Here is a 22,009-nt window from a genome sequence, read left to right as displayed (position 1 = left end):
AAACACGATAGCGGAAAAGCGGCAGAGTGTCGTGTTTTATTTGTTCGCTACGATGAAGAGAGGCCGACAAGCCCCTGCTGGGGCGCTTCCAGCTTGAGTAAGAAGGCTTTGACCGCCAGCCCGCCCGCAAAGCCGGTCAGTTTGCCATTCGTCCCAATCACTCGATGACAGGGCGCCACAATCGACAGCGGGTTTCGGCCATTCGCCGCGCCCACCGCGCGCACCGCGGCAGGATGACCAATCGCCTCGGCAATTTGTCGATAACTGCGCGTTTCGCCAAAGGGAATGGTGAGCAGCGCCTGCCACACTTTTATCTGAAAGTCGGTTCCGGCGAAATCCAGCGGTAAGGTAAAACGCTGGCGCGTCCCCGCGAAATACTCGTGCAGCTGGGTTTCGGTTTCGCGCAGCACCGGATGGTTATCGTCGCGTTCTACCGGCGATAAGCGGGGATGTCTGCGCACTTCGTCCTGCCATAAAATGGCCGCCAGACCGCGATCGCTGGCGATAAGCGTGAGTTCGCCGACCGGGGTTGTCACAGGTTTGCAGTAATACATGCTGTTCCTCCCATCATCATTCTGTCGGGCATTATCGCACTTTTTTAGCGTCAAACTGGCTGTTTTCGGTCATTACAATAAACTGATGTGCTGTCCGAAAACAGCCAGTCAATCTCATCCGCCAGCGCTACGCTGTCGCTATTTGCCGGAGAGCAACCATGTTTGATCCAGATACGGCTTACCAGGCGTTAACGTCGCGGGATACGCGTTTTGACGGCGTGTTTTTTGTTGGCGTGACCTCAACCGGCATTTATTGTCGTCCGATATGTCCGGTTAAGCCGCCGATGCAAAAAAACTGCGTGTTCTTTAGCAGTGCTGAGGCCGCGGAGAAAGCGCGTTTTCGCCCCTGCCTGCGCTGTCGTCCTGAACTGGCACCCGGTAATGCGCCCGTCGACAATGCCCACAGAGTGGCCGACCGTCTGGTGCAGCGCATTGAAGAGGGGTTGCTGGAAGAGCACGCAGGACTGGACGACATCGCCACCGAGTTTGGCATGAGTGCCCGTCAGCTGCGGCGGATTGTGCAGCAGGAGTTAGGCGTCACCCCGCTGGAGCTGAAACAGACACGGCGCATGTTGCTGGCCAAGCAGCTACTGACTGAAACCACGCTCCCGGTTACCGATGTTGCCTACGCCAGCGGCTTCGGCAGTTTACGGCGCTTTAATGACGTGTTCCAGGCCCGCTATCGCATGACACCCGGCGCCTTGCGAAAAACCGCGCCGCAACCCACACAGCAGCCAGGCGATACCATGCAACTACAGCTCAGCTATCGCCCGCCCTATGACTGGCAGGCAATGCTGGATTTTCTGCAGTTGCGGTTGATGAAAGAGATTGAAGCCGTTGAGGGCCAAACCTACCGCAGAACCGTGGCGCTGGGTCAGTATCGCGGCTGGGTCAGCGTTTCACCGCTCCCGGCCAGGCATGCGCTCCGCGTTGAGTTCACGCTGTCCCTGACGCCGGTATTACCTGCACTCCTGCGCCGCCTGCGCGATCTGTTCGACCTGAACGCGCAGCCGCAGCGAATTGCGGCTCACCTGCAGCAGGATCCTCTGCTGGCACAAAGCCTTCATGACGCTCCCGGCCTGCGCGTGCCTGGCGCGTTTGACAGCGTTGAAATGGGCGTCCGTGCCATTCTGGGTCAGCAGGTCACCGTGAAAGCAGCGACCACCCTCAGCAGCCGTTTTGCCCAGGCGTTTGGTGAGCCCTGCTCGACGCCATTCCCGGACCTGTCCCGCTATACTGTCCAGCCACAGCGCATCGCACAGGCGACGGTCGATGAGATTGCCAGCCTTGGGATTGTCAGCGCGCGAGCCAGAGCGATTCTGGCGTTTGCAGGTGCCTGTGTTGAGGGCAGCCTGCGTTTTAACGCTACGCTCACGCCCGATGAGATTATGACGCGGCTGGTCGCGCTGCCGGGCATTGGCCCCTGGACCGCGCATTACATCGCCATGCGCGCACTGCGCTGGCCTGATGCTTTTCCCAAAGAGGATATTGCTATACGCAATAAGCTGGGAGGCCTGACGCCTAAGGCCGCAGAAGTTCGTTCGCAGCAGTGGCGCCCGTGGCGCAGCTATGCCGTGATGCATATCTGGAAAAGCCTGTAAGCCTTACGCGGCGCGCTCATAATTTCTGCATTATCAAAAAAATAACCGCGTTCTTACTAAACTCCTGCCCTGTGCAACCGATAACCAATTTGGCTTAACATCGTTGACATGGGCAGGAGGCAGAAGTCATGGGGTTGCGGTTAGAAAATACAAAAATTGCGCACAAACTCAGTTTAGGATTTGGACTCGTTTTATTGTTAGTGGTGGGCTCGGGCAGTATCAGCGTATTACGCTTTAAAAATATTCGTGATGTTTATGAACAAAGCACCCTGATTTACGATATCAACATTGATGTCTTTCAGGCCAAAGTCAACCGGCTCAAACTGCTTTATGGGGATGAAAAAGCCGGCAAAGTGATGGCAGATTACATTGCCCACGCCTCTCAGCTCACTCAGGATGCTCAGCAGTTCACATGGCAGCCTGAACAGCAGGCTGAACTTCAGGCTATCGCCAGTCAACTCAGTCACTTTCAAAGCAGCATCACCACCATGACCCAGGCAGTCCAGACGTTGGCCGCCACGGGTAAACAGCTCGAGCAGCGCAACATGCAAAGCCAGTCAACCCTGTACGAAGCGTTAATTAAAACGCAGATGACCGATGCCAGCGTACTGTTCCAGCAGCTTCTCGCCATCAGCCAGCTACGCGATCAGCTTCAGTTACTGCGCTACGACCCGGTTAATGCCGCTACGCTTCAGGTGCAGCTTGAACAACAAGCCAGGACGATTCAGTCCAGCCTCTCCGCCTTATTACCGCAGTTGCCCCCGGAGGCACAGACGCAGTTGAACGCACTGTGGAGCGCAACGCTTGACGTGAAACAACTCAGTGAGCGTTACGCGGCAGGCTTTCGCGAACTCAGCGTTGCGGAAAGCGCCGTTAAAACGGACGGTGATAAAAGCAGTGCCATCATTAAAATGCTTCTGCAGCAGATGAAAGCGGAAAACAGCAACCTGACCCACGGTTCAATTAATCTGACGCTGCTGACGGTCAGCATTGCGGTTCTACTGGGTATTCTCATCGCCTGGCTGATCAGCCGTCAGATCACCGCCCCTGTCCGAAACAACCTGCTGCTGGCCGAGCGCATCGCCAGCGGGGATTTAAGTGCCGATATCAAACCGGGCGGCCGTGATGAGCTTAGCAAGCTGGCCGGTGCAATGGGCGCAATGAATCACCGCCTGCGGACGATGATTCAGGAAGTCCGCGACAGCGTCTTCACCGTCTCCCAGGCGGCGAGCAGTATTAACAGCGACAACCACAACCTTTCCTCACGGACTGAGCAACAGGCAGCGGCTGTCGTGCAGACTGCTGCCAGCATGGAGCAGCTCACCGTGACGGTGAAGCACAACGCGGATAACGCTCGCCATGCCAGCCAGATAGCGGCGGAAGCCTCTTTGCAGGCTGAACAAGGCGGTGCTGCGGTGAGTGAAGTGGTGCAAACCATGGGCGACATCTCTGCCAGTTCCAAAAAAATTGCCGAGATCACTGCCGTCATTAACAGCATCGCGTTTCAGACCAATATCCTGGCACTGAATGCGGCGGTTGAAGCGGCGCGGGCGGGCGAACAGGGGCGCGGATTTGCGGTGGTCGCCAGCGAAGTGCGTAATCTGTCTCAGCGCAGCGCTCAGGCGGCGAAAGACATTGAGCAGCTCATCAGTGCATCCGTTGGTCAGATTGCCGAAGGCAATAACCGCGTTGCGCGTGCGGGCGAGAGAATGGGACAGGTGGTGAATGCCATTTCCCGCGTCAATCATATTGTGGGTGAGATCTCTTCGGCTTCTGACGAGCAAAGCCGCGGTATTGAGCAGATCGCCCGGGCGGTATCGGAGCTGGACAGCACCACGCAGCAAAACGCCTCGCTGGTCTCCGCCTCTGCCCTGTCCGCCAATGCCCTGGAAGATCAGGCGCTGCGGCTCGAAACGCTGCTGAAACAGTTCAATCTCGAACCGGGCCAGACCGCCGCACGCTAATCCTGCTGATGCCTCACGCCACACAAGCGCCCACAGGGCGCTTTTTTTATGGCAGATGGCTAGCAAGGAGGCGGATGATTCAGTCGGCCTGTGGCGGGCGCTTATCGCACGTTTAACCGCACTGCACGCCTGACGAAATGCCCGGTGGGCGTGCTTTTCTGAATGGGTGGGTCGTGCAGGATTGCCTCAGCGGGCGGGCCTCGCCCTCCGGGTAATGCTGACACATCAGCCTGAATCGCTGCGCGATTCAGTCGAACCTGCTGCAGGTTCTCATCCCGCACGTTTAACTACGCGGCGCGACAAACGAAAAGAGCGCCCGGAGGGCGCTCTTTTCTGAATTGGTGGGTCGTGCAGGATTGCCTCGGCCCGGCGGGCCTCGCCCTCCGGGTAATGCTGACGCATCAGCCTGAATCGCTGCGCGATTCAGTCGAACCTGCTGCAGGTTCTCATCCCACACGTTTTACGCATAGCAAAAAGGCGCCTTTAGGGCGCCTTTCAACATTGGTGGGTCGTGCAGGATTGCCTCGGCCCGGCGGGCCTCGCCCTCCGGGTGATGCTGACGCATCAGCCTGAATCGTTGCGCGATTCAGTCGAACCTGCTGCAGGTTCTCATCCCGCACGCTTAACTACGCGACGCGACAAACGAAAAGAGCGCCCGGAGGGCGCTCTTTTCCTGAATTGGTGGGTCGTGCAGGATTCGAACCTGCGACCAATTGATTAAAAGTCAACTGCTCTACCAACTGAGCTAACGACCCGCTCGGGGCTGACAACCGCTCAAACACATTCACCAATAATGCCTGAGGTTAAGATGGTGGGTCGTGCAGGATTCGAACCTGCGACCAATTGATTAAAAGTCAACTGCTCTACCAACTGAGCTAACGACCCATCTTAAGGTTGTGAAGCAATACTGAAGGTTCTCTTGGGGAACAACGTCCTGCGGGAGATGGTGGGTCGTGCAGGATTCGAACCTGCGACCAATTGATTAAAAGTCAACTGCTCTACCAACTGAGCTAACGACCCATCTTCAGGCTTGCCAGACACATCTGCAATGTGTCCCGGCAACGGCGGCATATATTACTGATTTACCGAGGTAGCGCAACCCTTATTTTCTGTTAAAGGGTTCAATTGCCTACCTTTCATGCGGCAAGACCAGAAATCACTCGATATCCGGTCAAACCTGCACAAATTACATACCAGACAACCGTTTTTGCGCCTGCTTAGCAGATTCGGTATCAGGATAAAGTTTGATCACCTGTTGATAAACGGCTTTGGCTTTCGCCGTGTCGTTTTTCTCCTGCATGATCACGCCAACCTTTAACAACGCTTCAGCAGCCTTGGGGGATTTTGGATACTGCTTCACCACCGTGGCGTAATAATACGCGGCGTCGTCTTTCTTGCCTTTGTTATAAAACAGCTGCCCCAGCCAGTAATTGGCATTCGGCTGATACGTCGAATCCGGATAGCGTTTCACCCACGCCTGTAGCGCAGCGATCGCCTGGTCATACTGTTTTTTCTCCAGAATGAGCGCGACAGCAGCATTGTAATCGCTGTTGGCATCGCCACTCTGTACCGGCGCACTGCCGCCGGCTGCAGCGGCACCGGAATCCGTGCCAGAGGCTGCTGCCGCGCCCGCAGCACCGGCGTTATCACCGGCACCTGCGGCTGGCTGGCTGGCGTTGCTGTTATTGCTGCTCAGACTGTCGATCTGCTGATAGATCTGCTTCTGGCGCTCAACAACCTGGTTCAGCTGATAGGTATTTTGCTGGATTTCCCCACGCAACGAGTCGATATCCCGCTGGTTATCACTCATCTGCTGCTGCAGTTGCTGCATCAGCTGTGCCTGGGCGTTTGAGATTCTTTCTAGACTGGTGACGCGGTCTTCGACCGAGCCGGAGCCAACGCTACTGATTGACGCTTGGGCATTAGCGGCCCAGGGGGCCGCTACGCCAATCAGTAACGACAGACTCAACAGGTGATGTCTGAAGTTACTAACCATATGATTCTCTTAGTATACCAGTACGGCACGACGGTTTTTAGCGTAAGCCGCTTCGTCGTGGCCCAGAACGGCCGGCTTCTCTTTACCGTAAGAAACGATAGACATCTGGTCAGCTGACACGCCTTTACCTTGCAGATACATCTTAACGGCGTTAGCACGACGCTCGCCCAGGGCGATGTTGTATTCTGGCGTACCGCGCTCATCCGCATGACCTTCGATGGTCACTTTGTATGATGGATTGCTACGCAGGAAGTTAGCGTGCTGATCCAGCATCTGAGCGTAGTCAGACTGAACGTCATATTTGTCCAGACCGAAGTAAACGATGTTGTTCTGTTGCAGCTGTTGCATCTGCAGACGCGCCTGCTCATCAGAAGACATGTTACCGTTGCCGTTCATGCCAGAGTTAGCACCGTAAGCGCCATCAGCACCTGCGCCAGACTGGTCATTGTTGTTATTTTTGTGTGAGCTACACGCCGCAACTGCCATGATTGGCAGAGCCAGCATTAAACCCTTCAGTACTTTGTTCAGTTGCATTTGAAAATTCCCATTATTGTTTATTTTTTTGTAATGTCAGAAAGCTCAAACATTACAGGTACGGCGACCAGGCAGGAAATTTGACCTGTCCATCAGTTGCCGGAAGACGCGCTTTGAAACGACCGTCAGTCGAGACCAACTGCAACACGGAACCCATGCCCTGAGTAGAGCTGTAGATCACCATAGTGCCGTTTGGTGCCAGGCTCGGCGTTTCATCCAGGAACGTGTCCGTTAACGTTTGAACGGCTCCCGTTACCAGATCCTGTTTGGCGACGTGTTGAGCACCGCCACTGGTGCTAATCATCACCATTGATTTACCATCGCTGGCCACATCAGCATCCTGGTTCTGAGCCCCTTCCCAGGTAATACGCTGTGGTGAACCACCATTGATACCAATCTTATAAATTTGTGGTGCGCCAGCCTGGTCAGAGGTGTAAGCCAGCGTCTGGCTGTCCGGGAACCAGGTCGGTTCAGTACTGTTATAACGGCCGTCGGTGATCTGACGAATCTGACCAGAAGCCAGGTCCATTACGTACAGATTCAGGCTACCGGTTTTCGATAAGGCGAACGCCAGTTTGGTGCCGTCAGGCGAGAACGCCGGAGCACCGTTATGACGTGGGAATGAAGCCACCTGACGCACCGCGCCGTTCGAGAGCGTCTGAATAACCAGCGCCGACTTGCCGCTTTCAAAGGTTACGTAGGCCACTTTGCTGCCGTCTGGCGACCAGGCCGGCGACATCAGTGGCTGTGGTGAACGATGCACGACGAACTGGTTATAGCCGTCGTAGTCCGCCACGCGCAGTTCGTAAGGGAACTGACCGCCGTTGGTCTGCACCACATAGGCGATACGAGTACGGAATGCCCCTTTGATGCCCGTCAGTTTCTGGAACGCTTCATCACTCACGGTATGCGCCGCGTAACGCAGCCACTGTTTCGTGATTTTGTAAGAGTTCTGCGCCAGCACGGTACCCGGAGCACCTGCCGTATCGACCAACTGGTAAGATACCTGATAGCTGCCGTCGGCGTTAGGCTGAATCTGTCCTACGACGACAGCATCAATGCCCAGTGCGCTCCATGCAGCAGGCTGAACTTCCTGCGCGCTGGTCGGCTGCTGTGGCAGGCGAGAACGATCGAGCGGATTAAACTTACCGCTGTTACGCAGGTCAGCCGCGACGATGCCACCGATATCTTCCGGTGCCGCGCCAGGGCCTGCCCACTTGAACGGAACCACACCAATGGGACGCGCGCTGTTGACGCCCTGGGTGATTTCAATGCGAACCTCTGCGTGCAGCACTGCTGCCCACAACAGGATAAAAAAGCCTAACGTTACGCGAAGAGCTTGCTTCATTTTATCTCCCTTATCTGAACCTGAGTCCGCGATAATTGGCACTGTTCCTGAAAACCACGAGTACAACTAGAGTACGGCAAGCTAACCATAGATCAACCTGCCGCCGGTTACTGCATTATTGCGGTCTGAAACGCATCGGCGCGTTTTTAAACACTTCGTACACCGCTTGTGAAGGCGGTTTCGGAATACGTGCCTGCTTCGCTGCCGCGATGGCAGCCTGACAGAGCGCCGGATCGCCCCCTTCTGATTTCACATCAATCAGCATACCGTCAGGAGCAAGTTTAATACGTAAGTCACAGCTTTTGCCGCTATACAGATCCGCATCGTAAAAACGGCTCTGGATAGCACTGGTAATCTGGCCAAGGTACGCGTTCACATCTGCGCCAGAGGCACCCGCTTTCTTCTGGTTGCCCTGCCCTGCAGCACCGCCAGAGGCGCCGCTTTTCGGTGCATTCTTACCGGACGCTAAGCCGCCCAGCAGATCGTCGACGTCGCTGTCGTTCGCTGCCTCAGCCGCCGCTTTCGCTTTTGCTTCCGCTTTTGCCTTCGCGTCTGCTTTGGCTTTTGCGGCAGCATCGGCCTTGGCTTTTGCTGCGGCTTCGGCTTTTTCTTTCGCGGCTTTCTCTTTGGCTTCAGCCGCCGCTTTCTCTTTAGCTTCCTGCGCGGCCGCGGCTTTAGCTTCGGCGGCGGCTTTCGCTTCTGCCGCTTTGGCTTCTTTAGCGGCTTCCGCTTTAGCCTGCTTCGCGGCTTCAGCCTTGGCCTGTTTCGCGGCCTCGGCAGCCTCGGCTTTCGCCTGTTGTTCAGCCTGTTTCTTTGCTTCGGCCGCGGCGGCTTTCGCCTGTTGCTCAGCCTGCTTCTTCGCCTCGGCCGCAGCCTGCTTAGCGTCTTCCTGAGCCTTTATTTTCGCGTCAGCGGCGGCTTTGGCCTGGGCATCGGCTTCCGCTTTAGCATCCGCTTTGGCTTTCGCGGCGGCCGCCTCGGCCGCTTTCTGCTGAGATTCAGCCTGTTTCGCCGCCGCTTCGGCTGCTTTCTGCTGTTCAGCCTGGGCTTTCGCCTGCTGCTTCGCGTCTTCCTGGGCCTGCAGGCGTTCTTTTTCCAGCTCTTTCAGCCGCTGTTGTTCAGCCGCCTGCTTCTGCTGGAGCTCTTCGGCCTGCTGTTGTGACTGTTTCTGGCGCTGCTGCTCGGCACGCTGACTGTCGCTTTGCTGATTCTGCTGACGATTATATTGCTCAACCACCGCACCGGGATCGACCATAACTGCCTCGATATCGCTCCCGCCGCCGCCTCCGCTGGCTTCAATGTGCTCATTAAATGAGCTCCATATCAGCAGCGCAATCAGCACGATATGCAGAATCACCGAAATGATTATCGCGCGCTTTAATTTTTCGTTTTGCTCGGTTGCCTTCGACACACTCGGTTCCCAAAAACGGTTCGACTTTAAATCGGCTGCGTCATCAAACCGACAGATTTAACTCCAGCCTGATGCAGCAGGTTCAGCGCCTTAATGATTTCATCATAAGGGACCTCTTTGGCACCGCCGATCAGAAAGACAGTTTTCGGATTGGCTTCCAGACGACGTTGCGCTTCGCTAATCACCTGTTCAGGGGGTAGCTGCGATAAACGATCGTGATCCACCACCATGCTGTATTGGCCCACACCGGACACTTCTACAATTACAGGCGGATTATCATCACTGGAAACCGTCTTCGAATCCGTCGCATCCGGCAAATCCACTTCCACGCTTTGGGTAATGATCGGGGCCGTCGCCATAAAAATCAGCAACAGCACCAGCAAGACGTCCAGCAGTGGAACAATGTTGATTTCCGACTTTAGCTCGCGGCGACCGCGACCACGCACTCGGGCCATCATTTACCTCTGTTTACTTAGCGCTGTCGCTGGAAAAAGCCTGACGATGCAGGATAGCCGTGAACTCTTCCATGAAGTTGTCATAGCCCTGTTCCAGTTTATTGACGCGCTGGTTCAGTCGGTTATAAGCCATTACCGCAGGAATTGCCGCGAATAAACCGATAGCGGTCGCGATCAACGCTTCTGCGATACCCGGCGCAACCATCTGTAGCGTGGCCTGCTTTACGGCGCCCAGGGCAATAAAGGCATGCATAATCCCCCACACCGTACCAAACAGACCAATATACGGGCTGATGGACCCTACGGTGCCAAGGAAGGGAATGTGATTTTCCAACGCTTCCAGCTCACGATTCATGGAAATGCGCATCGCCCTGCTCGCCCCTTCCACTGCCGCCTCAGGCGCATGGTTGTTGACCCGATGCAGACGTGCGAACTCTTTGAAGCCGGCGTAAAAGATTTGCTCCGAGCCTGCCAGCTCTTCGCGACGCGCCTGACTTTCCTGATACAGGCGAGAAAGCTCAACGCCGGACCAGAATTTGTCTTCAAAGGCATCAGCTTCCCTTCCCGCCGCATTCAGAATACGCGTGCGCTGGATAATGATTGCCCATGAAGCAATCGAAAAGCCGATCAAAATCAACATGATAAGTTTGACCAGAAGGCTCGCCTTCAGGAACAAATCAAGAACGTTCATGTCAGTCACTGCTTGAACTCCGCGACAATAGACTTGGGAAGCGCAATCGGCTTCATTAGGTGTGGGTTGATGCAGGCAATCAGGACTTCTGCCTCATTGAGCACTTTGCCTTCTGCATTCACGATACGCTGGGTAAATGTCATCGTCGCCCGGGTCATAGATGTCACTTCACTCTGAATTTCCAGAAGATCGTCAAGACGCGCCGCCGAAAGATAGTCCACCGTCATGCGCCGCACCACAAAAGCAATCTGCTGTTCTAACAGCGTCTGCTGATTGAAATGATGCTGACGCAACATTTCGGTACGTGCTCGTTCATAAAAAGCGATATAGCTGGCGTGATAAACCACACCACCGGCATCGGTATCTTCATAGTAGACCCGAACCGGCCAGCGAAACAGCGTTGTACTCACTCTACATCCCGGCCTCGTTTTAAACGTTGCTACTATACGCAAGACAATTGGGGTTGGGAATGGGCTGCCAGGGCCAGGAGAAAATAATTATCAGTTGGTTACAACCGGAAGGCTTTAGTGGAGGTTTCTTGACCAGACGCTGAAGTAAACTCACGCTTCAGCGTAAAATGCTGATGGGCTGTCAGAGATAAAACCGGCTTACGCCCCACAAGAGTATCACTAATGCGGGTAAAGGGGTAAACAGAGCACGCCAGCGTAATCGTCGCGGACGAAACCCAACACCGTAAATCACGCCGGTGCATACCGCCCAGATGAGCAACACGCCCTGCCACAGCAGAATGCCGCCAGCACCGCTGGCATAACGTGCGGGATTCCACAGCAGACATCCCGCCAGCCAGAGTGCCAGCACCAGTGAAAGGGCCCGGAACGGGCCCTTATCCATCAGACGACAGGTCGTCTGTAGCCATCCGCTCATCAGGATTGTCGATCCGATGCGGCGCTGTCTTCGATATGCTCTATGGCCAGCGCCGTGATGATACCAAAGGCGCAGGCCAGCAAGGTGCCAAGAATCCAGGCAAAATACCACATGTGTTGACTCCTTATCAGTACAGTGAGTTGCTGTTGCTCTCAACATGCTCTTTGGTAATACGGCCAAACATCTTCCAGTAACACCAGCTGGTGTAAAGCAGGATGATGGGCACAAAAATAATCGCGGCAAAGGTCATGGTTTTCAGCGTCAGCAGACTGGAGGTTGCATCCCACATGGTCAGACTGGTGCCCGGTACCGTGCTGGAAGGCATAATAAACGGAAACATGGCAATACCGGCCGTCATAATGACGCAGGCAAGCGTCAGTGAAGAGAACACAAACGCCCATGCGCTTTTGTGCATACGTGAGCACAGCACCGTCAGCAGAGGCAGCACAACGCCCAGCAGTGGGAACAACCACAGCACGGGATGCTGCTGGAAATTCACCATCCAGGCACCGGCTTCGCGCACCACGGTTTTACCCAGCGGATTCGAGGCCGCATAGTGATCAAGCGTACTGGTCACCACATAACCGTCAATGCCGTACTTCACCCACACGCCCGCCAGTGCGAAGCACACCATCATCACCAGTGTGGAAATCTGGGTCGTGGCGCGTGCGCGCAGGTACAGTTCGCCGTTCGTACGCATCTGCAGGTAGGTTGCGCCCTGCGCCAGTATCATGGCGACGCTCACCACCCCTGCCAGCAGGCCAAAGGGATTAAGTAACTGGAAGAAGTTACCGGTGTAATACAGGCGCATATACTCATCAGCATGAAACGGCACGCCCTGGAGCAGGTTGCCAAAGGCCACGCCAATCACCAAAGGAGGGACGAAGCTGCCGATGAAAATGCCCCAGTCCCAGGCACCGCGCCAGCGCTTGTCTTCAATCTTAGAGCGGTAATCAAAGCCCACCGGACGAAAGAACAGCGACGCCAGCACCAGAATCATTGCCACATAAAATCCTGAAAACGCCGCCGCATAAACCATCGGCCAGGCGGCAAACAGCGCACCACCCGCAGTAATTAACCAGACCTGGTTACCGTCCCAGTGCGGCGCAATGGTGTTAATCATTACCCGACGCTCGGTATCGGTGCGTCCCAGCAGGCGCGTCAGCATTCCCACGCCCATATCAAAGCCATCAGTGACGGCAAAGCCCACCAGCAAAATGCCGATCAGCAGCCACCAGACAAAGCGCAGAACTTCGTAATCAAACATGGCGGTTCTCCTTATCCACGTGCCGGCTGAACGGTTTTTGCCATCTGCTCATGGTGATAACGACCCGTTTTCAGGCTACTTGGACCCAACCGGGCAAATTTAAACATCAGGTACATCTCGGCGACCAGGAACAGGGTATACAGACCGCAGATCAGCCCCATGGAGAACAGGATATCCCCAACGGTGAGCGACGAGTTCGCCACGGCCGTTGGCAGCACTTCGCCTATCGCCCAGGGTTGACGGCCGTACTCCGCCACAAACCAGCCTGCTTCAACCGCAATCCACGGCAGCGGAATGCCATACAGCGCGGCCTTGAGTAACCAGCGATGTTTGCCGATACGATTACGAATGACGCTCCAGAACGACAGCGTGATAACGCCGAGTAACAGCACGCCGCAGAGCACCATGATGCGGAAGGCAAAATACAGCGGCGCCACGCGTGGAATGGAATCCTGTGTTGCCTGCTTGATTTGCGCCTCGCTGGCATCTGAGACGTTTGGCGTATAGCGCTTCAACAACAGACCATAACCCAGATCTTTTTTGCTGTGATTAAAGGCATCACGCACGGCCGGATCGGTATTCCCGCTGCGCAGTTCATTTAACAGTGCATAGGCTTTCATCCCGTTACGAATGCGAACTTCATGTTGGGTCATAAGCTCTTTCAGGCCCGTTACCGGCGTATCCGTAGAACGGGTGGCGATGAGTCCCAGCAGATAAGGAATTTGAATGGCGTAGTGGTTCTCTTGTGATGCCTGATCGGGCAAACCGAACAGCGTAAACGCAGCCGGTGCAGGCTGGGTTTCCCATTCGGCTTCAATGGCCGCCAGCTTGGTTTTCTGCACATCGCCCATTTCGTAACCGGACTCGTCGCCCAACACGATGACTGACAATACGGCTGCCATACCGAAACTTGCCGCGATAGCAAAAGAGCGTTTGGCAAACGCCGTGTCGCGGCCTTTCAGCAAATACCATGCGCTGATGCCTAAAATAAACATGGCACCCGTGGTGTACCCTGCCGCGACGGTGTGAACAAATTTCACCTGGGCGACCGGATTTAAGACCAGCTCAGAGAAGCTCAGCATCTCCATGCGCATGGTTTCAAAGTTAAACTCAGAGGCAATTGGGTTTTGCATCCAGCCGTTTGCCACCAGAATCCACAGCGCCGACATATTGGATCCCAGCGCCACCAGCCAGGTCACGGCCAGGTGCTGAACTTTGCCCAGCCGATCCCAGCCGAAAAAGAACAGGCCAACAAAGGTGGACTCAAGAAAGAAAGCCATTAATCCTTCAATAGCTAACGGCGCGCCAAAAATATCGCCGACATAATGAGAATAGTAAGACCAGTTGGTGCCGAACTGAAACTCCATGGTCAGTCCGGTCGCCACGCCCAGCGCAAAGTTAATACCAAATAACTTGCCCCAGAATTTTGTCATATCCTTATAAACTTGTTTGCCGCTCAGCACATAGACCGTTTCCATTATCGCCAGCAAAAACGCCATACCGAGCGTTAAAGGTACGAAAAGGAAATGGTACATGGCTGTTAAGGCAAACTGTAAACGCGACAGCTCGACAATATCTAGCATAATGACTCCTTGCTCCTCACCTTAACTCTGTATCCGTACAGACTGAATAAGAGTCAGGAACGACTGATTATTGATTCCAGTTTTGTCATCGACAGGACAGTTCTGTGTGCGGCCTGGGATGAGGGCGTAACCGTTGACGGTAACCTGTGAAACACCAATGCAGCCGCGTGGTTCAGACGTTTAACGGGGCATAATTTAAAAATTGATGCTTTCCCGTATTTGAACAAACGTTTGATTATTTTTTTAAAAGGCTGGATTGATGCAGCGCAATTTAAGCGCTTAACCGCGCCCTTTGCTAGCAGTAAAGTTTGTTATATATGGCGGGAAATTGATTTGGAATAAGGAAATAATGTGGGAAATATGTTTAAACGAAAGCTTTGTTAAAAGTGTGTCACGGGACAATTTAATTTTATATAAATATTTAACTTTATAGCGTGTTTAATAACGCCCATTCTTTTTGCGCCCCAAAAGCCAGGTCAGATAAAGCATAGCAAACACCACGGAAATACTTAAGATTATTTTATGTTATTTAAGGCGCGACGCCAATCAGTTATGCGGCAAAAGGGCGTGCTCAGGTTTAAGCGATAAAAAAAGCCACCCGAAGGTGGCTTAATGCATTCCGCCCAGACCGCTTATTTGGCTGGCAGAACCGCTTTCACGGCATCGCCGATGTCAGCCAGGCTGCGTACGGTTTTCACACCTGCGGCTTCCAGCGCAGCAAACTTCTCGTCTGCCGTTCCTTTACCACCGGCAATGATGGCACCAGCGTGGCCCATACGTTTGCCCTTCGGTGCCGTTACGCCCGCAATGTAGCCGACAACCGGCTTGGTCACGTGCTCTTTGATGAACGCAGCAGCTTCTTCTTCCGCACTACCACCGATTTCACCGATCATGACGATCGCTTCAGTCTGTGGATCGTCCTGGAACATTTTCAGGATGTCGATGAAGTTAGAGCCCGGGATCGGGTCACCGCCGATGCCGACACAGGTAGACTGACCGTAACCGATATCGGTGGTTTGCTTAACTGCTTCATAGGTCAGGGTACCGGAACGCGAAACGATACCGACACGGCCAGGCTGGTGAATGTGGCCCGGCATGATGCCGATCTTACATTCGCCAGGAGTGATCACACCCGGGCAGTTTGGCCCGATCATGCGCACGCCTGCTTCATCCAGCTTCATCTTCACGGTCAGCATATCCAGCGTTGGAATGCCTTCGGTGATGGTGATGATCAGCTTGATACCGGCATCGATAGCTTCCAGGATACCGTCTTTGCAGAACGGAGCTGGCACATAGATAACGGTTGCGGTCGCGCCTGTGGCTTCAACGGCTTCACGCACGGTGTTGAACACCGGCAGGCCCAGATGGGTCGTGCCGCCTTTGCCCGGGGTTACGCCGCCAACCAGCTGCGTGCCGTATGCCAGCGCCTGCTCAGAGTGGAAAGTTCCCTGTCCGCCGGTGAATCCCTGGCAAATGACTTTGGTGTTTTTGTCGATCAAAATGGACATTATTTACCCTCCGCAGCAGCAACAACACGCTGTGCCGCGTCTGTCAGACTGGTTGCTGCAATGATGTTCAGACCACTGTCCGCCAGTTTCTTAGCGCCCAGTTCAGCGTTGTTACCTTCCAGACGTACCACGACCGGTACGTTAACACCGACTTCTGCTACTGCACCGATGATGCCGTCTGCGATCAGGTCGCAACGCACGATGCCGCCGAAGATGTTAACGAATACCGCTTTCACCGCGTCGTCAGACAGGATGATTTTAAAGGCTTCGGTTACGCGCTCTTTGGTCGCGCCGCCGCCAACATCCAGGAAGTTCGCTGGCTGGCCACCGTGGTGCTTAACGATGTCCATCGTACCCATCGCGAGGCCTGCGCCGTTAACCATACAACCGATGTTGCCTTCCAGCGCAACATAGTTCAGTTCCCACTGTGTCGCGTGCGCTTCACGAGGATCTTCCTGGCTTGGATCGCGCATTTCACGCAGCTCTGGCTGACGGAACAGGGCATTGCCATCGGCACCCAATTTGCCATCCAGACAGATCAGGTCGCCCTGCTTGGTGATCACCAGCGGGTTGATCTCAACCATCGCCAGATCGCGCTCCAGGAACATGGTGGCCAGACCCATGAAAATTTTGGTGAACTGGCTGACTTGCTTACCGGTCAGGCCCAGTTTAAAGGCTAACTCACGGCCCTGATAAGGCTGTGGACCGGTCAGTGGATCAAGCGCCATTTTGTGGATCAGGTGTGGCGTTTCTTCTGCCACTTTCTCGATTTCCACGCCGCCTTCGGTCGATGCCATAAAGATGACGCGACGGGTTGCACGGTCAACCACGGCACCCAGGTACAGCTCCTGATCGATATCGGTTGCCGCTTCAACCAGAATCTGGTTTACCGGCTGACCATTGGCGTCAGTTTGGTAGGTCACCAGACGTTTGCCCAGCCAGTTTTCAGCGAAAGCACGGATGTCTTCTTTGCTGTTAACCACTTTCACACCGCCCGCTTTACCGCGGCCACCGGCATGAACCTGACATTTAACTACCCACGGGCCTGCACCGATTTTCGATGCCGCTTCTTCTGCTTCACGTGGTGTAGTACAGGCGTAGCCGGTCGGTGCTGGCATGCCATACCGTGCAAACAGCTGTTTAGCCTGGTATTCGTGTAAGTTCATGATGTTCTATCCATTCAGATCTGAAAAGAGTATTGAGATTGGGCACGCAACGCGTGCCCAGTGATGAATCAGACATCCAGCAGCAGACGCGCCGGATCTTCCAGCATCTCTTTCACCGCGACCAGATAGCCGACAGATTCACGACCATCGATTAAACGGTGATCGTAGGAGAGAGCCAGGTACATCATTGGCAGGATCACAACCTGACCATTGACCGCCATAGGACGATCTTTAATGGCGTGCATGCCCAGAATCGCGCTCTGTGGCGGGTTGATGATTGGCGTAGACATCAGCGAACCGAACACACCACCGTTGGTGATGGTAAAGTTACCGCCCGTCAGATCGTCAACCGTCAGCTTGCCGTCACGGCCTTTCACTGCCAGTTCTTTAATTTTCTTCTCGATGTCAGCCATGCTCAGCGCATCAACGTCACGCAGGACAGGCGTCACCAGTCCGCGTGGCGTAGAGACGGCAATACTCACATCGAAATAGTTGTGGTACACCACGTCTTCGCCATCGATAGAGGCGTTGACTTCTGGATAACGCTTCAGCGCTTCGACCACGGCCTTGATGTAGAAAGACATAAAGCCCAGACGCACACCGTGACGCTTCTCGAACGCATCGCCGTACTGCTTACGCAGATCCATAATCGGCTTCATGTTGATTTCGTTGAAGGTCGTCAACATGGCGGTGCTGTTCTTGGCTTCCAGCAGACGCTCCGCGACGCGCTTACGTAAACGCGTCATCGGAACACGTTTTTCGCTGCGGTTGGCAACAGGCTGCTGAGCCGTTGCTGCACCCGCCGCTGGCGCGGCGGCTTTCTCAGCCTGCGGTTTGTTCGCCAGATGTTTTTCAACGTCTTCACGCGTTAAACGTCCGCCTACGCCGGTGCCTTTGATCTGCGCAGCGTCAAGATTATGCTCCGCAATCAGGCGACGGATCGCCGGGCTGAGCGCATCGCTGCTCTCTTCTTCAAGCGACGCTGTCTGACGCTGGGCTGGCGTGGTGTCATTGCTTTCCGCTTTGGCACTGCTTTCTTTACCCGCACTGTTGCCTTCTTTCAGGCGACCCAGGATCTGGCGGGACGTAACGGTTGCCCCTTCGTCTTCCAGCACGGCTTCCAGCACGCCATCGGCAGATGCCGGCACTTCCAGCACGACTTTGTCAGTTTCAATTTCGACGATGACTTCATCGCGGCTGACTGCATCGCCTGGTTTCTTGTGCCAGGTTGCTACTGTGGCATCTGCAACCGATTCAGGCAGGTCGGGAACGAGAATATCTACGCTACTCATTATCTTTCCTTTTAATTAATTGACGTTCAGTGCGTCATTAACCAGGTCTTGCTGCTGTTGTTGGTGTACGGACATATAACCCACGGCCGGAGAAGCCGATGCCGGGCGACCTGCATAACGCAGGGTGGCACCAAACGGCACGACATCACGGAAATGATGCTGGCTACAGTACCAGGCGCCCTGGTTCAGAGGCTCTTCCTGGCACCAGACAAAGTCCTGTACGTGAGAATAGGCTTTCAATGCTTCCTGTACCGCCTGATGCGGGAACGGGTAAAGCTGTTCGATGCGCACGATGGCAACATCGGTTTTCTCGTCTTTACGACGCTGTTCCAGCAGATCGTAGTAAACCTTACCGGAGCACAGCACGACGCGTTTCACGCCCTGCGGATCCAGATCGTCGATCTCACCAATGGCCGGCTGAAAACTGCCGTTTGCCAGTTCATCCAGCGACGAGATCGCCAGCGGATGGCGCAACAGCGACTTCGGCGACATCACCACCAGCGGACGGCGCATCCCGCGCAGCGCCTGACGGCGCAGCATGTGATACACCTGAGCCGGCGTCGACGGGACGCAAACCTGCATGTTCTGCTCGGCGCAAAGTTGCAGATAGCGTTCCAGACGGGCAGAGGAGTGTTCCGGGCCCTGACCTTCGTAGCCATGCGGCAGCAACATCACCAGGCCACACATACGGCCCCACTTCTGTTCGCCAGAGCTGATGAACTGGTCAATCACCACCTGAGCACCGTTGGCAAAGTCACCAAACTGCGCTTCCCAGATGGTCAGCACGCGCGGCTCAGCCGTGGCGTAACCGTATTCAAACGCCAGCACGGCTTCTTCAGACAGCACCGAATCCCAGACTTTGAACTCGCCCTGGCTGTTATGAATATGGTGCAGCGGCGTATAGGTTGAACCGTTAGCCTGGTTGTGCACGACCGCGTGGCGATGGAAGAAGGTTCCACGACCGGAGTCTTCACCCGAGAGGCGAACCGGAATACCTTCATCCACCAGCGTGGCGTACGCCAGATTCTCGGCACCGCCCCAGTCGAACGCTTTCTCGCCTTCGGCCATCAGCTTGCGATCGTTATAGATCTTGGCCACGCGCGACTGCACTTCAATCTGCTCAGGGACCTGGCTGATACGCAATGCCAGTTCCTTCAGGCGTTTCATGTCAACCTGTGCCGGATAAGGCTCATCCCATTCGTGGTTCAGATAAGGCGACCACGTGAAGGAGTGCAGGCTCATCGGACGCCATTCCGGCACCACGCATTCGCCCGCATCGAGCGCATCGCGGTAAAGGTTCACCATCTCGGTGGCATCTTCCTGCGACGCGACACCTTCGCCTTCCAGACGATCGGCGTAAATTTTACGCGGCGTCGGATGCTTTTTGATTTTCTGGTACATCAACGGCTGGGTAGCACTTGGCTCATCCGCCTCGTTGTGACCATGACGGCGATAGCACACCAGATCGATAAACACATCGCGTTTGAAGGTGTTGCGATAGTCCAGCGCCAGGCGGGTAACAAAGGCCACCGCTTCCGGATCGTCAGCATTGACGTGGAAAATCGGTGCCAGCACCATCTTGCCGATGTCAGTACAGTACGGGGTTGAACGCGCATCTTTCGGGTTGGAGGTGGTAAAACCAACCTGGTTGTTAATGACGATACGTACCGTGCCGCCCACTTCATAGCCGCGCGCCTGAGACATGTTCAGGGTTTCCTGAACCACGCCCTGACCAATCACCGCCGCATCACCGTGAATGGTGATAGGCAGCACTTTATTGCTGACCGGTTCGGCCAGACGATCGAGACGTGCACGTACCGATCCCATGACCACCGGGCTGACAATTTCCAGGTGAGACGGGTTAAACGCCAGCGCCAGATGCACCAGACCACCTTCGGTTTCGATATCCGAAGAGAAGCCCATGTGATACTTCACATCACCGGTGCCCAGATGCTCTTTGTGTTTACCGGAGAATTCGTCGAACAGATCCTGTGGCTTTTTACCCAGTACGTTAATCAGTACGTTAAGACGGCCACGGTGCGCCATCCCCAGTACCACTTCACGTGTGCCGCTTTTGCCCGCATGACGAATCATCTCGCGCAGCATCGGCACCAGCGCATCACCGCCTTCCAGCGAGAAGCGTTTTGCACCCGGGAATTTCGCGCCCAGATATTTTTCCAGCCCTTCTGCCGCGGTCAGCTCTTTCAGGAAACCTTTTTTCTCTTCGCCACTGAATGACGTCTGGCTCGCACCGGATTCGATACGCTGCTGGATCCAGCGTTTCTCTTCGGTGTTATTGATGTGCATATACTCTGCACCAATCGAGCCACAGTAGGTCTGCTTCAGCGCGTCGAACAGATCGGCCAGCTTCATGGTTTCTTTGCCAATGGCAAAAGAACCTACGTTAAAGCTTTCCTGAAAATCGGCGTCGGTCAGATCGTGAAAGGCAGGATCGAGATCGGCAACGCGGTCCTGTTTCCACAGGCCAAGCGGATCGAGATTTGCTTCCTGATGTCCGCGGAAACGAAACGCGTTAATCAGCTGCAGCACTTTCACTTGTTTGGAGTTGGTTGCCGGATCGGTAACTGAGGAGGTGTAACGAGATGCGTCTTTCGCCAGGCGACGGAAATATTCGCGAGTTGCGGAGTGGAACTGCTCAGGTTTCACTCCCGTGCCTGGTAACTGTTGGAACATCGAGCGCCACACTGCATCCACAGAGTCAGGATCGGTCAGGAAATCCTCATAGAGTTGCTCTATGTAAGACTGATTCGCGCCGGCCAGCCAGGAGGAGTCCAGCCAGGGCTTCATCGCGCTGTTCTGCATTGTGATCCCTTAAGCAATGTTATGCTTTTTTGAGGTTTCATTTGTTGCCGCTTTCGCGGTTTGCCGTAGTGAGTTCAGCGATACGAGCACTGTGCGCAGCGCGCGCCCGGCCCGTAAGGGAACCTTTGTAAACGTGGTCGGGACCGCGTTTACAGAGGCTTCCGTAAAATACCGGGAACCTGAGGTTCCCGGTGGTACAACTACGCGCTGCGTTGCAGCAGCATCGACTTAATGTGGCCGATAGCGCGCGTCGGGTTTAGCCCTTTAGGACAAACACTTACACAGTTCATGATGCTGTGACAGCGGAAAACGCTGAATGCATCGCTCAAATTATCCAGACGCGCATCCGTTTCCGTATCACGGCTGTCAATCAGGAAGCGGTAAGCGGCCAGCAGGCCTGCAGGACCAATAAACTTGTCCGGGTTCCACCAGAACGACGGGCAAGAGGTTGAGCAACAGGCGCAGAGAATACACTCATACAATCCGTCCAGATGCTCACGCTCGCCCGGCGACTGCAGATGCTCTCGCGCTGGCGGGTTTTCACCGTTATTCAATAAGAAAGGCTTAATTTTCTCATACTGGGCATAAAACTGGCCCATGTCCACCACCAGGTCGCGCACGACCGGCAGGCCCGGTAGAGGACGGATAACGATTTTCTGCTTGCCGTTGCCTAACGCCGAGACCGGCGTGATGCAGGCCAGGCCGTTTTTCCCGTTCATGTTCAGGCCGTCTGAACCGCACACGCCTTCACGGCATGAGCGACGAAACGCCAGGGTAGGATCCTTCTCTTTCAGACGGATCAGCGCATCCAGCAGCATCATGTCACGGCCGTCTTCCGCTTCCAGGGTATAGTCCTGCATGCGCGGTTTGTCATCGACGTCCGGGTTGTAACGATAGATCGAAAATTCAAGTCTCATGATGATCTCCGCAA

Annotated in this window: 19 protein-coding genes, 3 tRNA genes and 3 other RNA genes; 2 read left to right on the top strand and 23 right to left on the bottom strand. The window is 54.9% G+C overall.

Annotated elements, in window-relative coordinates:
- Positions 1-47: 47 nt before the first annotated feature.
- Positions 48-554, bottom strand: a complete 507-nt coding sequence (locus DFO57_RS00785; protein ID WP_019106133.1) for a methylated-DNA--[protein]-cysteine S-methyltransferase — start codon at positions 552-554, stop codon at positions 48-50.
- Between the two features lie 158 nt (positions 555-712).
- On the opposite strand from DFO57_RS00785, the gene DFO57_RS00780 reads away from it, so the two are divergent.
- Positions 713-2,155, top strand: a complete 1,443-nt coding sequence (locus tag DFO57_RS00780) for an AlkA N-terminal domain-containing protein (RefSeq protein ID WP_014593202.1) — start codon at positions 713-715, stop codon at positions 2,153-2,155.
- Positions 2,156-2,283: 128 nt separating this feature from the next.
- Entirely contained in the window at positions 2,284-4,119 is a 1,836-nt protein-coding gene (locus tag DFO57_RS00775) for a methyl-accepting chemotaxis protein (protein ID WP_064373417.1), read from the top strand.
- Positions 4,120-4,283: 164 nt separating this feature from the next.
- On the opposite strand, the gene DFO57_RS00770 is transcribed toward DFO57_RS00775, so the two are convergent.
- From DFO57_RS00770 to DFO57_RS00665, 22 genes are all read right to left on the bottom strand, one after another.
- Positions 4,284-4,414, bottom strand: a non-coding RNA gene (locus DFO57_RS00770) — RtT sRNA.
- A gap of 44 nt (positions 4,415-4,458) precedes the next feature.
- Positions 4,459-4,590: non-coding RNA, RtT sRNA (locus DFO57_RS00765), on the bottom strand.
- 31 nt (positions 4,591-4,621) lie between these two features.
- Positions 4,622-4,753: non-coding RNA, RtT sRNA (locus DFO57_RS00760), on the bottom strand.
- A gap of 45 nt (positions 4,754-4,798) precedes the next feature.
- Positions 4,799-4,874 (bottom strand) — tRNA-Lys (locus tag DFO57_RS00755).
- 54 nt (positions 4,875-4,928) lie between these two features.
- Positions 4,929-5,004 (bottom strand) — tRNA-Lys (locus DFO57_RS00750).
- A 59-nt stretch (positions 5,005-5,063) separates the two neighbouring features.
- Positions 5,064-5,139 (bottom strand) — tRNA-Lys (locus DFO57_RS00745).
- 166 nt (positions 5,140-5,305) lie between these two features.
- A complete protein-coding gene (gene cpoB / locus DFO57_RS00740) occupies positions 5,306-6,115 on the bottom strand; it encodes a cell division protein CpoB (RefSeq protein WP_022623685.1) in 810 nt (269 codons plus the stop codon).
- 9 nt (positions 6,116-6,124) lie between these two features.
- Complete coding sequence (gene pal / locus DFO57_RS00735) at positions 6,125-6,649, bottom strand: peptidoglycan-associated lipoprotein Pal (protein ID WP_014593199.1); 525 nt, start codon at positions 6,647-6,649, stop codon at positions 6,125-6,127.
- Between the two features lie 52 nt (positions 6,650-6,701).
- Positions 6,702-7,997, bottom strand: coding sequence for a Tol-Pal system beta propeller repeat protein TolB (gene tolB, locus DFO57_RS00730; protein WP_014593198.1), 1,296 nt, complete (start codon positions 7,995-7,997; stop codon positions 6,702-6,704).
- Positions 7,998-8,112: 115 nt separating this feature from the next.
- Positions 8,113-9,408 (bottom strand): cell envelope integrity protein TolA, encoded by a 1,296-nt coding sequence (gene tolA, locus DFO57_RS00725; RefSeq protein WP_013025074.1) that lies wholly within the window; start codon positions 9,406-9,408, stop codon positions 8,113-8,115.
- Between the two features lie 26 nt (positions 9,409-9,434).
- Positions 9,435-9,863, bottom strand: coding sequence for a colicin uptake protein TolR (tolR, locus tag DFO57_RS00720; RefSeq protein WP_014606291.1), 429 nt, complete (start codon positions 9,861-9,863; stop codon positions 9,435-9,437).
- 13 nt (positions 9,864-9,876) lie between these two features.
- Positions 9,877-10,563: a Tol-Pal system protein TolQ gene (tolQ, locus tag DFO57_RS00715; RefSeq protein ID WP_013025072.1), complete on the bottom strand. Its 687-nt coding sequence runs from the start codon at positions 10,561-10,563 to the stop codon at positions 9,877-9,879.
- Complete coding sequence (ybgC, locus tag DFO57_RS00710) at positions 10,560-10,964, bottom strand: tol-pal system-associated acyl-CoA thioesterase (protein ID WP_013025071.1); 405 nt, start codon at positions 10,962-10,964, stop codon at positions 10,560-10,562. Before ybgC ends, tolQ begins: the two co-directional genes overlap by 4 nt.
- Positions 10,965-11,145: 181 nt before the next feature.
- Positions 11,146-11,439: a cyd operon protein YbgE gene (ybgE, locus tag DFO57_RS00705; protein ID WP_014606292.1), complete on the bottom strand. Its 294-nt coding sequence runs from the start codon at positions 11,437-11,439 to the stop codon at positions 11,146-11,148.
- Positions 11,439-11,552 carry a cytochrome bd-I oxidase subunit CydX gene (gene cydX / locus DFO57_RS00700; protein ID WP_013025070.1) on the bottom strand — a complete coding sequence of 38 codons (114 nt, stop codon included), beginning with the start codon at positions 11,550-11,552 and terminating at the stop codon, positions 11,439-11,441. Before cydX ends, ybgE begins: the two co-directional genes overlap by 1 nt.
- Before the next feature lie 14 nt (positions 11,553-11,566).
- A complete protein-coding gene (gene cydB / locus DFO57_RS00695; RefSeq protein ID WP_013025069.1) occupies positions 11,567-12,706 on the bottom strand; it encodes a cytochrome d ubiquinol oxidase subunit II in 1,140 nt (379 codons plus the stop codon).
- Between the two features lie 11 nt (positions 12,707-12,717).
- The gene (gene cydA, locus DFO57_RS00690) at positions 12,718-14,289 is read right to left on the bottom strand and encodes a cytochrome ubiquinol oxidase subunit I (RefSeq protein WP_014593195.1); all 1,572 of its coding nucleotides are present in this window, start codon (positions 14,287-14,289) and stop codon (positions 12,718-12,720) included.
- A 632-nt stretch (positions 14,290-14,921) separates the two neighbouring features.
- Positions 14,922-15,797: a succinate--CoA ligase subunit alpha gene (gene sucD / locus DFO57_RS00685; protein ID WP_013025067.1), complete on the bottom strand. Its 876-nt coding sequence runs from the start codon at positions 15,795-15,797 to the stop codon at positions 14,922-14,924.
- Entirely contained in the window at positions 15,797-16,963 is a 1,167-nt protein-coding gene (sucC, locus tag DFO57_RS00680) for an ADP-forming succinate--CoA ligase subunit beta (protein ID WP_006118458.1), read from the bottom strand. Before sucC ends, sucD begins: the two co-directional genes overlap by 1 nt.
- Before the next feature lie 68 nt (positions 16,964-17,031).
- The gene (odhB, locus tag DFO57_RS00675; protein WP_013025064.1) at positions 17,032-18,255 is read right to left on the bottom strand and encodes a 2-oxoglutarate dehydrogenase complex dihydrolipoyllysine-residue succinyltransferase; all 1,224 of its coding nucleotides are present in this window, start codon (positions 18,253-18,255) and stop codon (positions 17,032-17,034) included.
- Positions 18,256-18,270: 15 nt separating this feature from the next.
- Complete coding sequence (gene sucA / locus DFO57_RS00670) at positions 18,271-21,078, bottom strand: 2-oxoglutarate dehydrogenase E1 component (protein ID WP_013025063.1); 2,808 nt, start codon at positions 21,076-21,078, stop codon at positions 18,271-18,273.
- A 200-nt stretch (positions 21,079-21,278) separates the two neighbouring features.
- Complete coding sequence (locus DFO57_RS00665; RefSeq protein ID WP_013025062.1) at positions 21,279-21,995, bottom strand: succinate dehydrogenase iron-sulfur subunit; 717 nt, start codon at positions 21,993-21,995, stop codon at positions 21,279-21,281.
- Positions 21,996-22,009 lie beyond the last annotated feature (14 nt).

Origin of the sequence: Pantoea sp. AG702 (genome assembly GCF_003182295.1) — a bacterium.
In the GTDB taxonomy this organism is placed as follows: Bacteria; Pseudomonadota; Gammaproteobacteria; order Enterobacterales; family Enterobacteriaceae; genus Pantoea; species Pantoea ananatis.
Note: the sequence above shows the minus strand (reverse complement) of the source record. Positions and strands in the feature narration are given on the sequence as shown.

Excerpts from the sequence above, each read along its gene's own strand:
- DFO57_RS00785 (WP_019106133.1), bottom strand. The coding sequence starts at position 554 with ATGTATTACTGCAAACCTGTGACAACCCCGGTCGGCGAACTCACGCTT.
- DFO57_RS00780 (WP_014593202.1), top strand. The coding sequence starts at position 713 with ATGTTTGATCCAGATACGGCTTACCAGGCGTTAACGTCGCGGGATACG.
- DFO57_RS00775 (WP_064373417.1), top strand. The coding sequence starts at position 2,284 with ATGGGGTTGCGGTTAGAAAATACAAAAATTGCGCACAAACTCAGTTTA.
- cpoB (WP_022623685.1), bottom strand. The coding sequence starts at position 6,115 with ATGGTTAGTAACTTCAGACATCACCTGTTGAGTCTGTCGTTACTGATT.
- pal (WP_014593199.1), bottom strand. The coding sequence starts at position 6,649 with ATGCAACTGAACAAAGTACTGAAGGGTTTAATGCTGGCTCTGCCAATC.
- tolB (WP_014593198.1), bottom strand. The coding sequence starts at position 7,997 with ATGAAGCAAGCTCTTCGCGTAACGTTAGGCTTTTTTATCCTGTTGTGG.
- tolR (WP_014606291.1), bottom strand. The coding sequence starts at position 9,863 with ATGGCCCGAGTGCGTGGTCGCGGTCGCCGCGAGCTAAAGTCGGAAATC.
- ybgE (WP_014606292.1), bottom strand. The coding sequence starts at position 11,439 with ATGAGCGGATGGCTACAGACGACCTGTCGTCTGATGGATAAGGGCCCG.
- cydX (WP_013025070.1), bottom strand. The coding sequence starts at position 11,552 with ATGTGGTATTTTGCCTGGATTCTTGGCACCTTGCTGGCCTGCGCCTTT.
- cydB (WP_013025069.1), bottom strand. The coding sequence starts at position 12,706 with ATGTTTGATTACGAAGTTCTGCGCTTTGTCTGGTGGCTGCTGATCGGC.
- cydA (WP_014593195.1), bottom strand. The coding sequence starts at position 14,289 with ATGCTAGATATTGTCGAGCTGTCGCGTTTACAGTTTGCCTTAACAGCC.
- sucD (WP_013025067.1), bottom strand. The coding sequence starts at position 15,797 with ATGTCCATTTTGATCGACAAAAACACCAAAGTCATTTGCCAGGGATTC.
- sucC (WP_006118458.1), bottom strand. The coding sequence starts at position 16,963 with ATGAACTTACACGAATACCAGGCTAAACAGCTGTTTGCACGGTATGGC.
- odhB (WP_013025064.1), bottom strand. The coding sequence starts at position 18,255 with ATGAGTAGCGTAGATATTCTCGTTCCCGACCTGCCTGAATCGGTTGCA.
- sucA (WP_013025063.1), bottom strand. The coding sequence starts at position 21,078 with ATGCAGAACAGCGCGATGAAGCCCTGGCTGGACTCCTCCTGGCTGGCC.
- DFO57_RS00665 (WP_013025062.1), bottom strand. The coding sequence starts at position 21,995 with ATGAGACTTGAATTTTCGATCTATCGTTACAACCCGGACGTCGATGAC.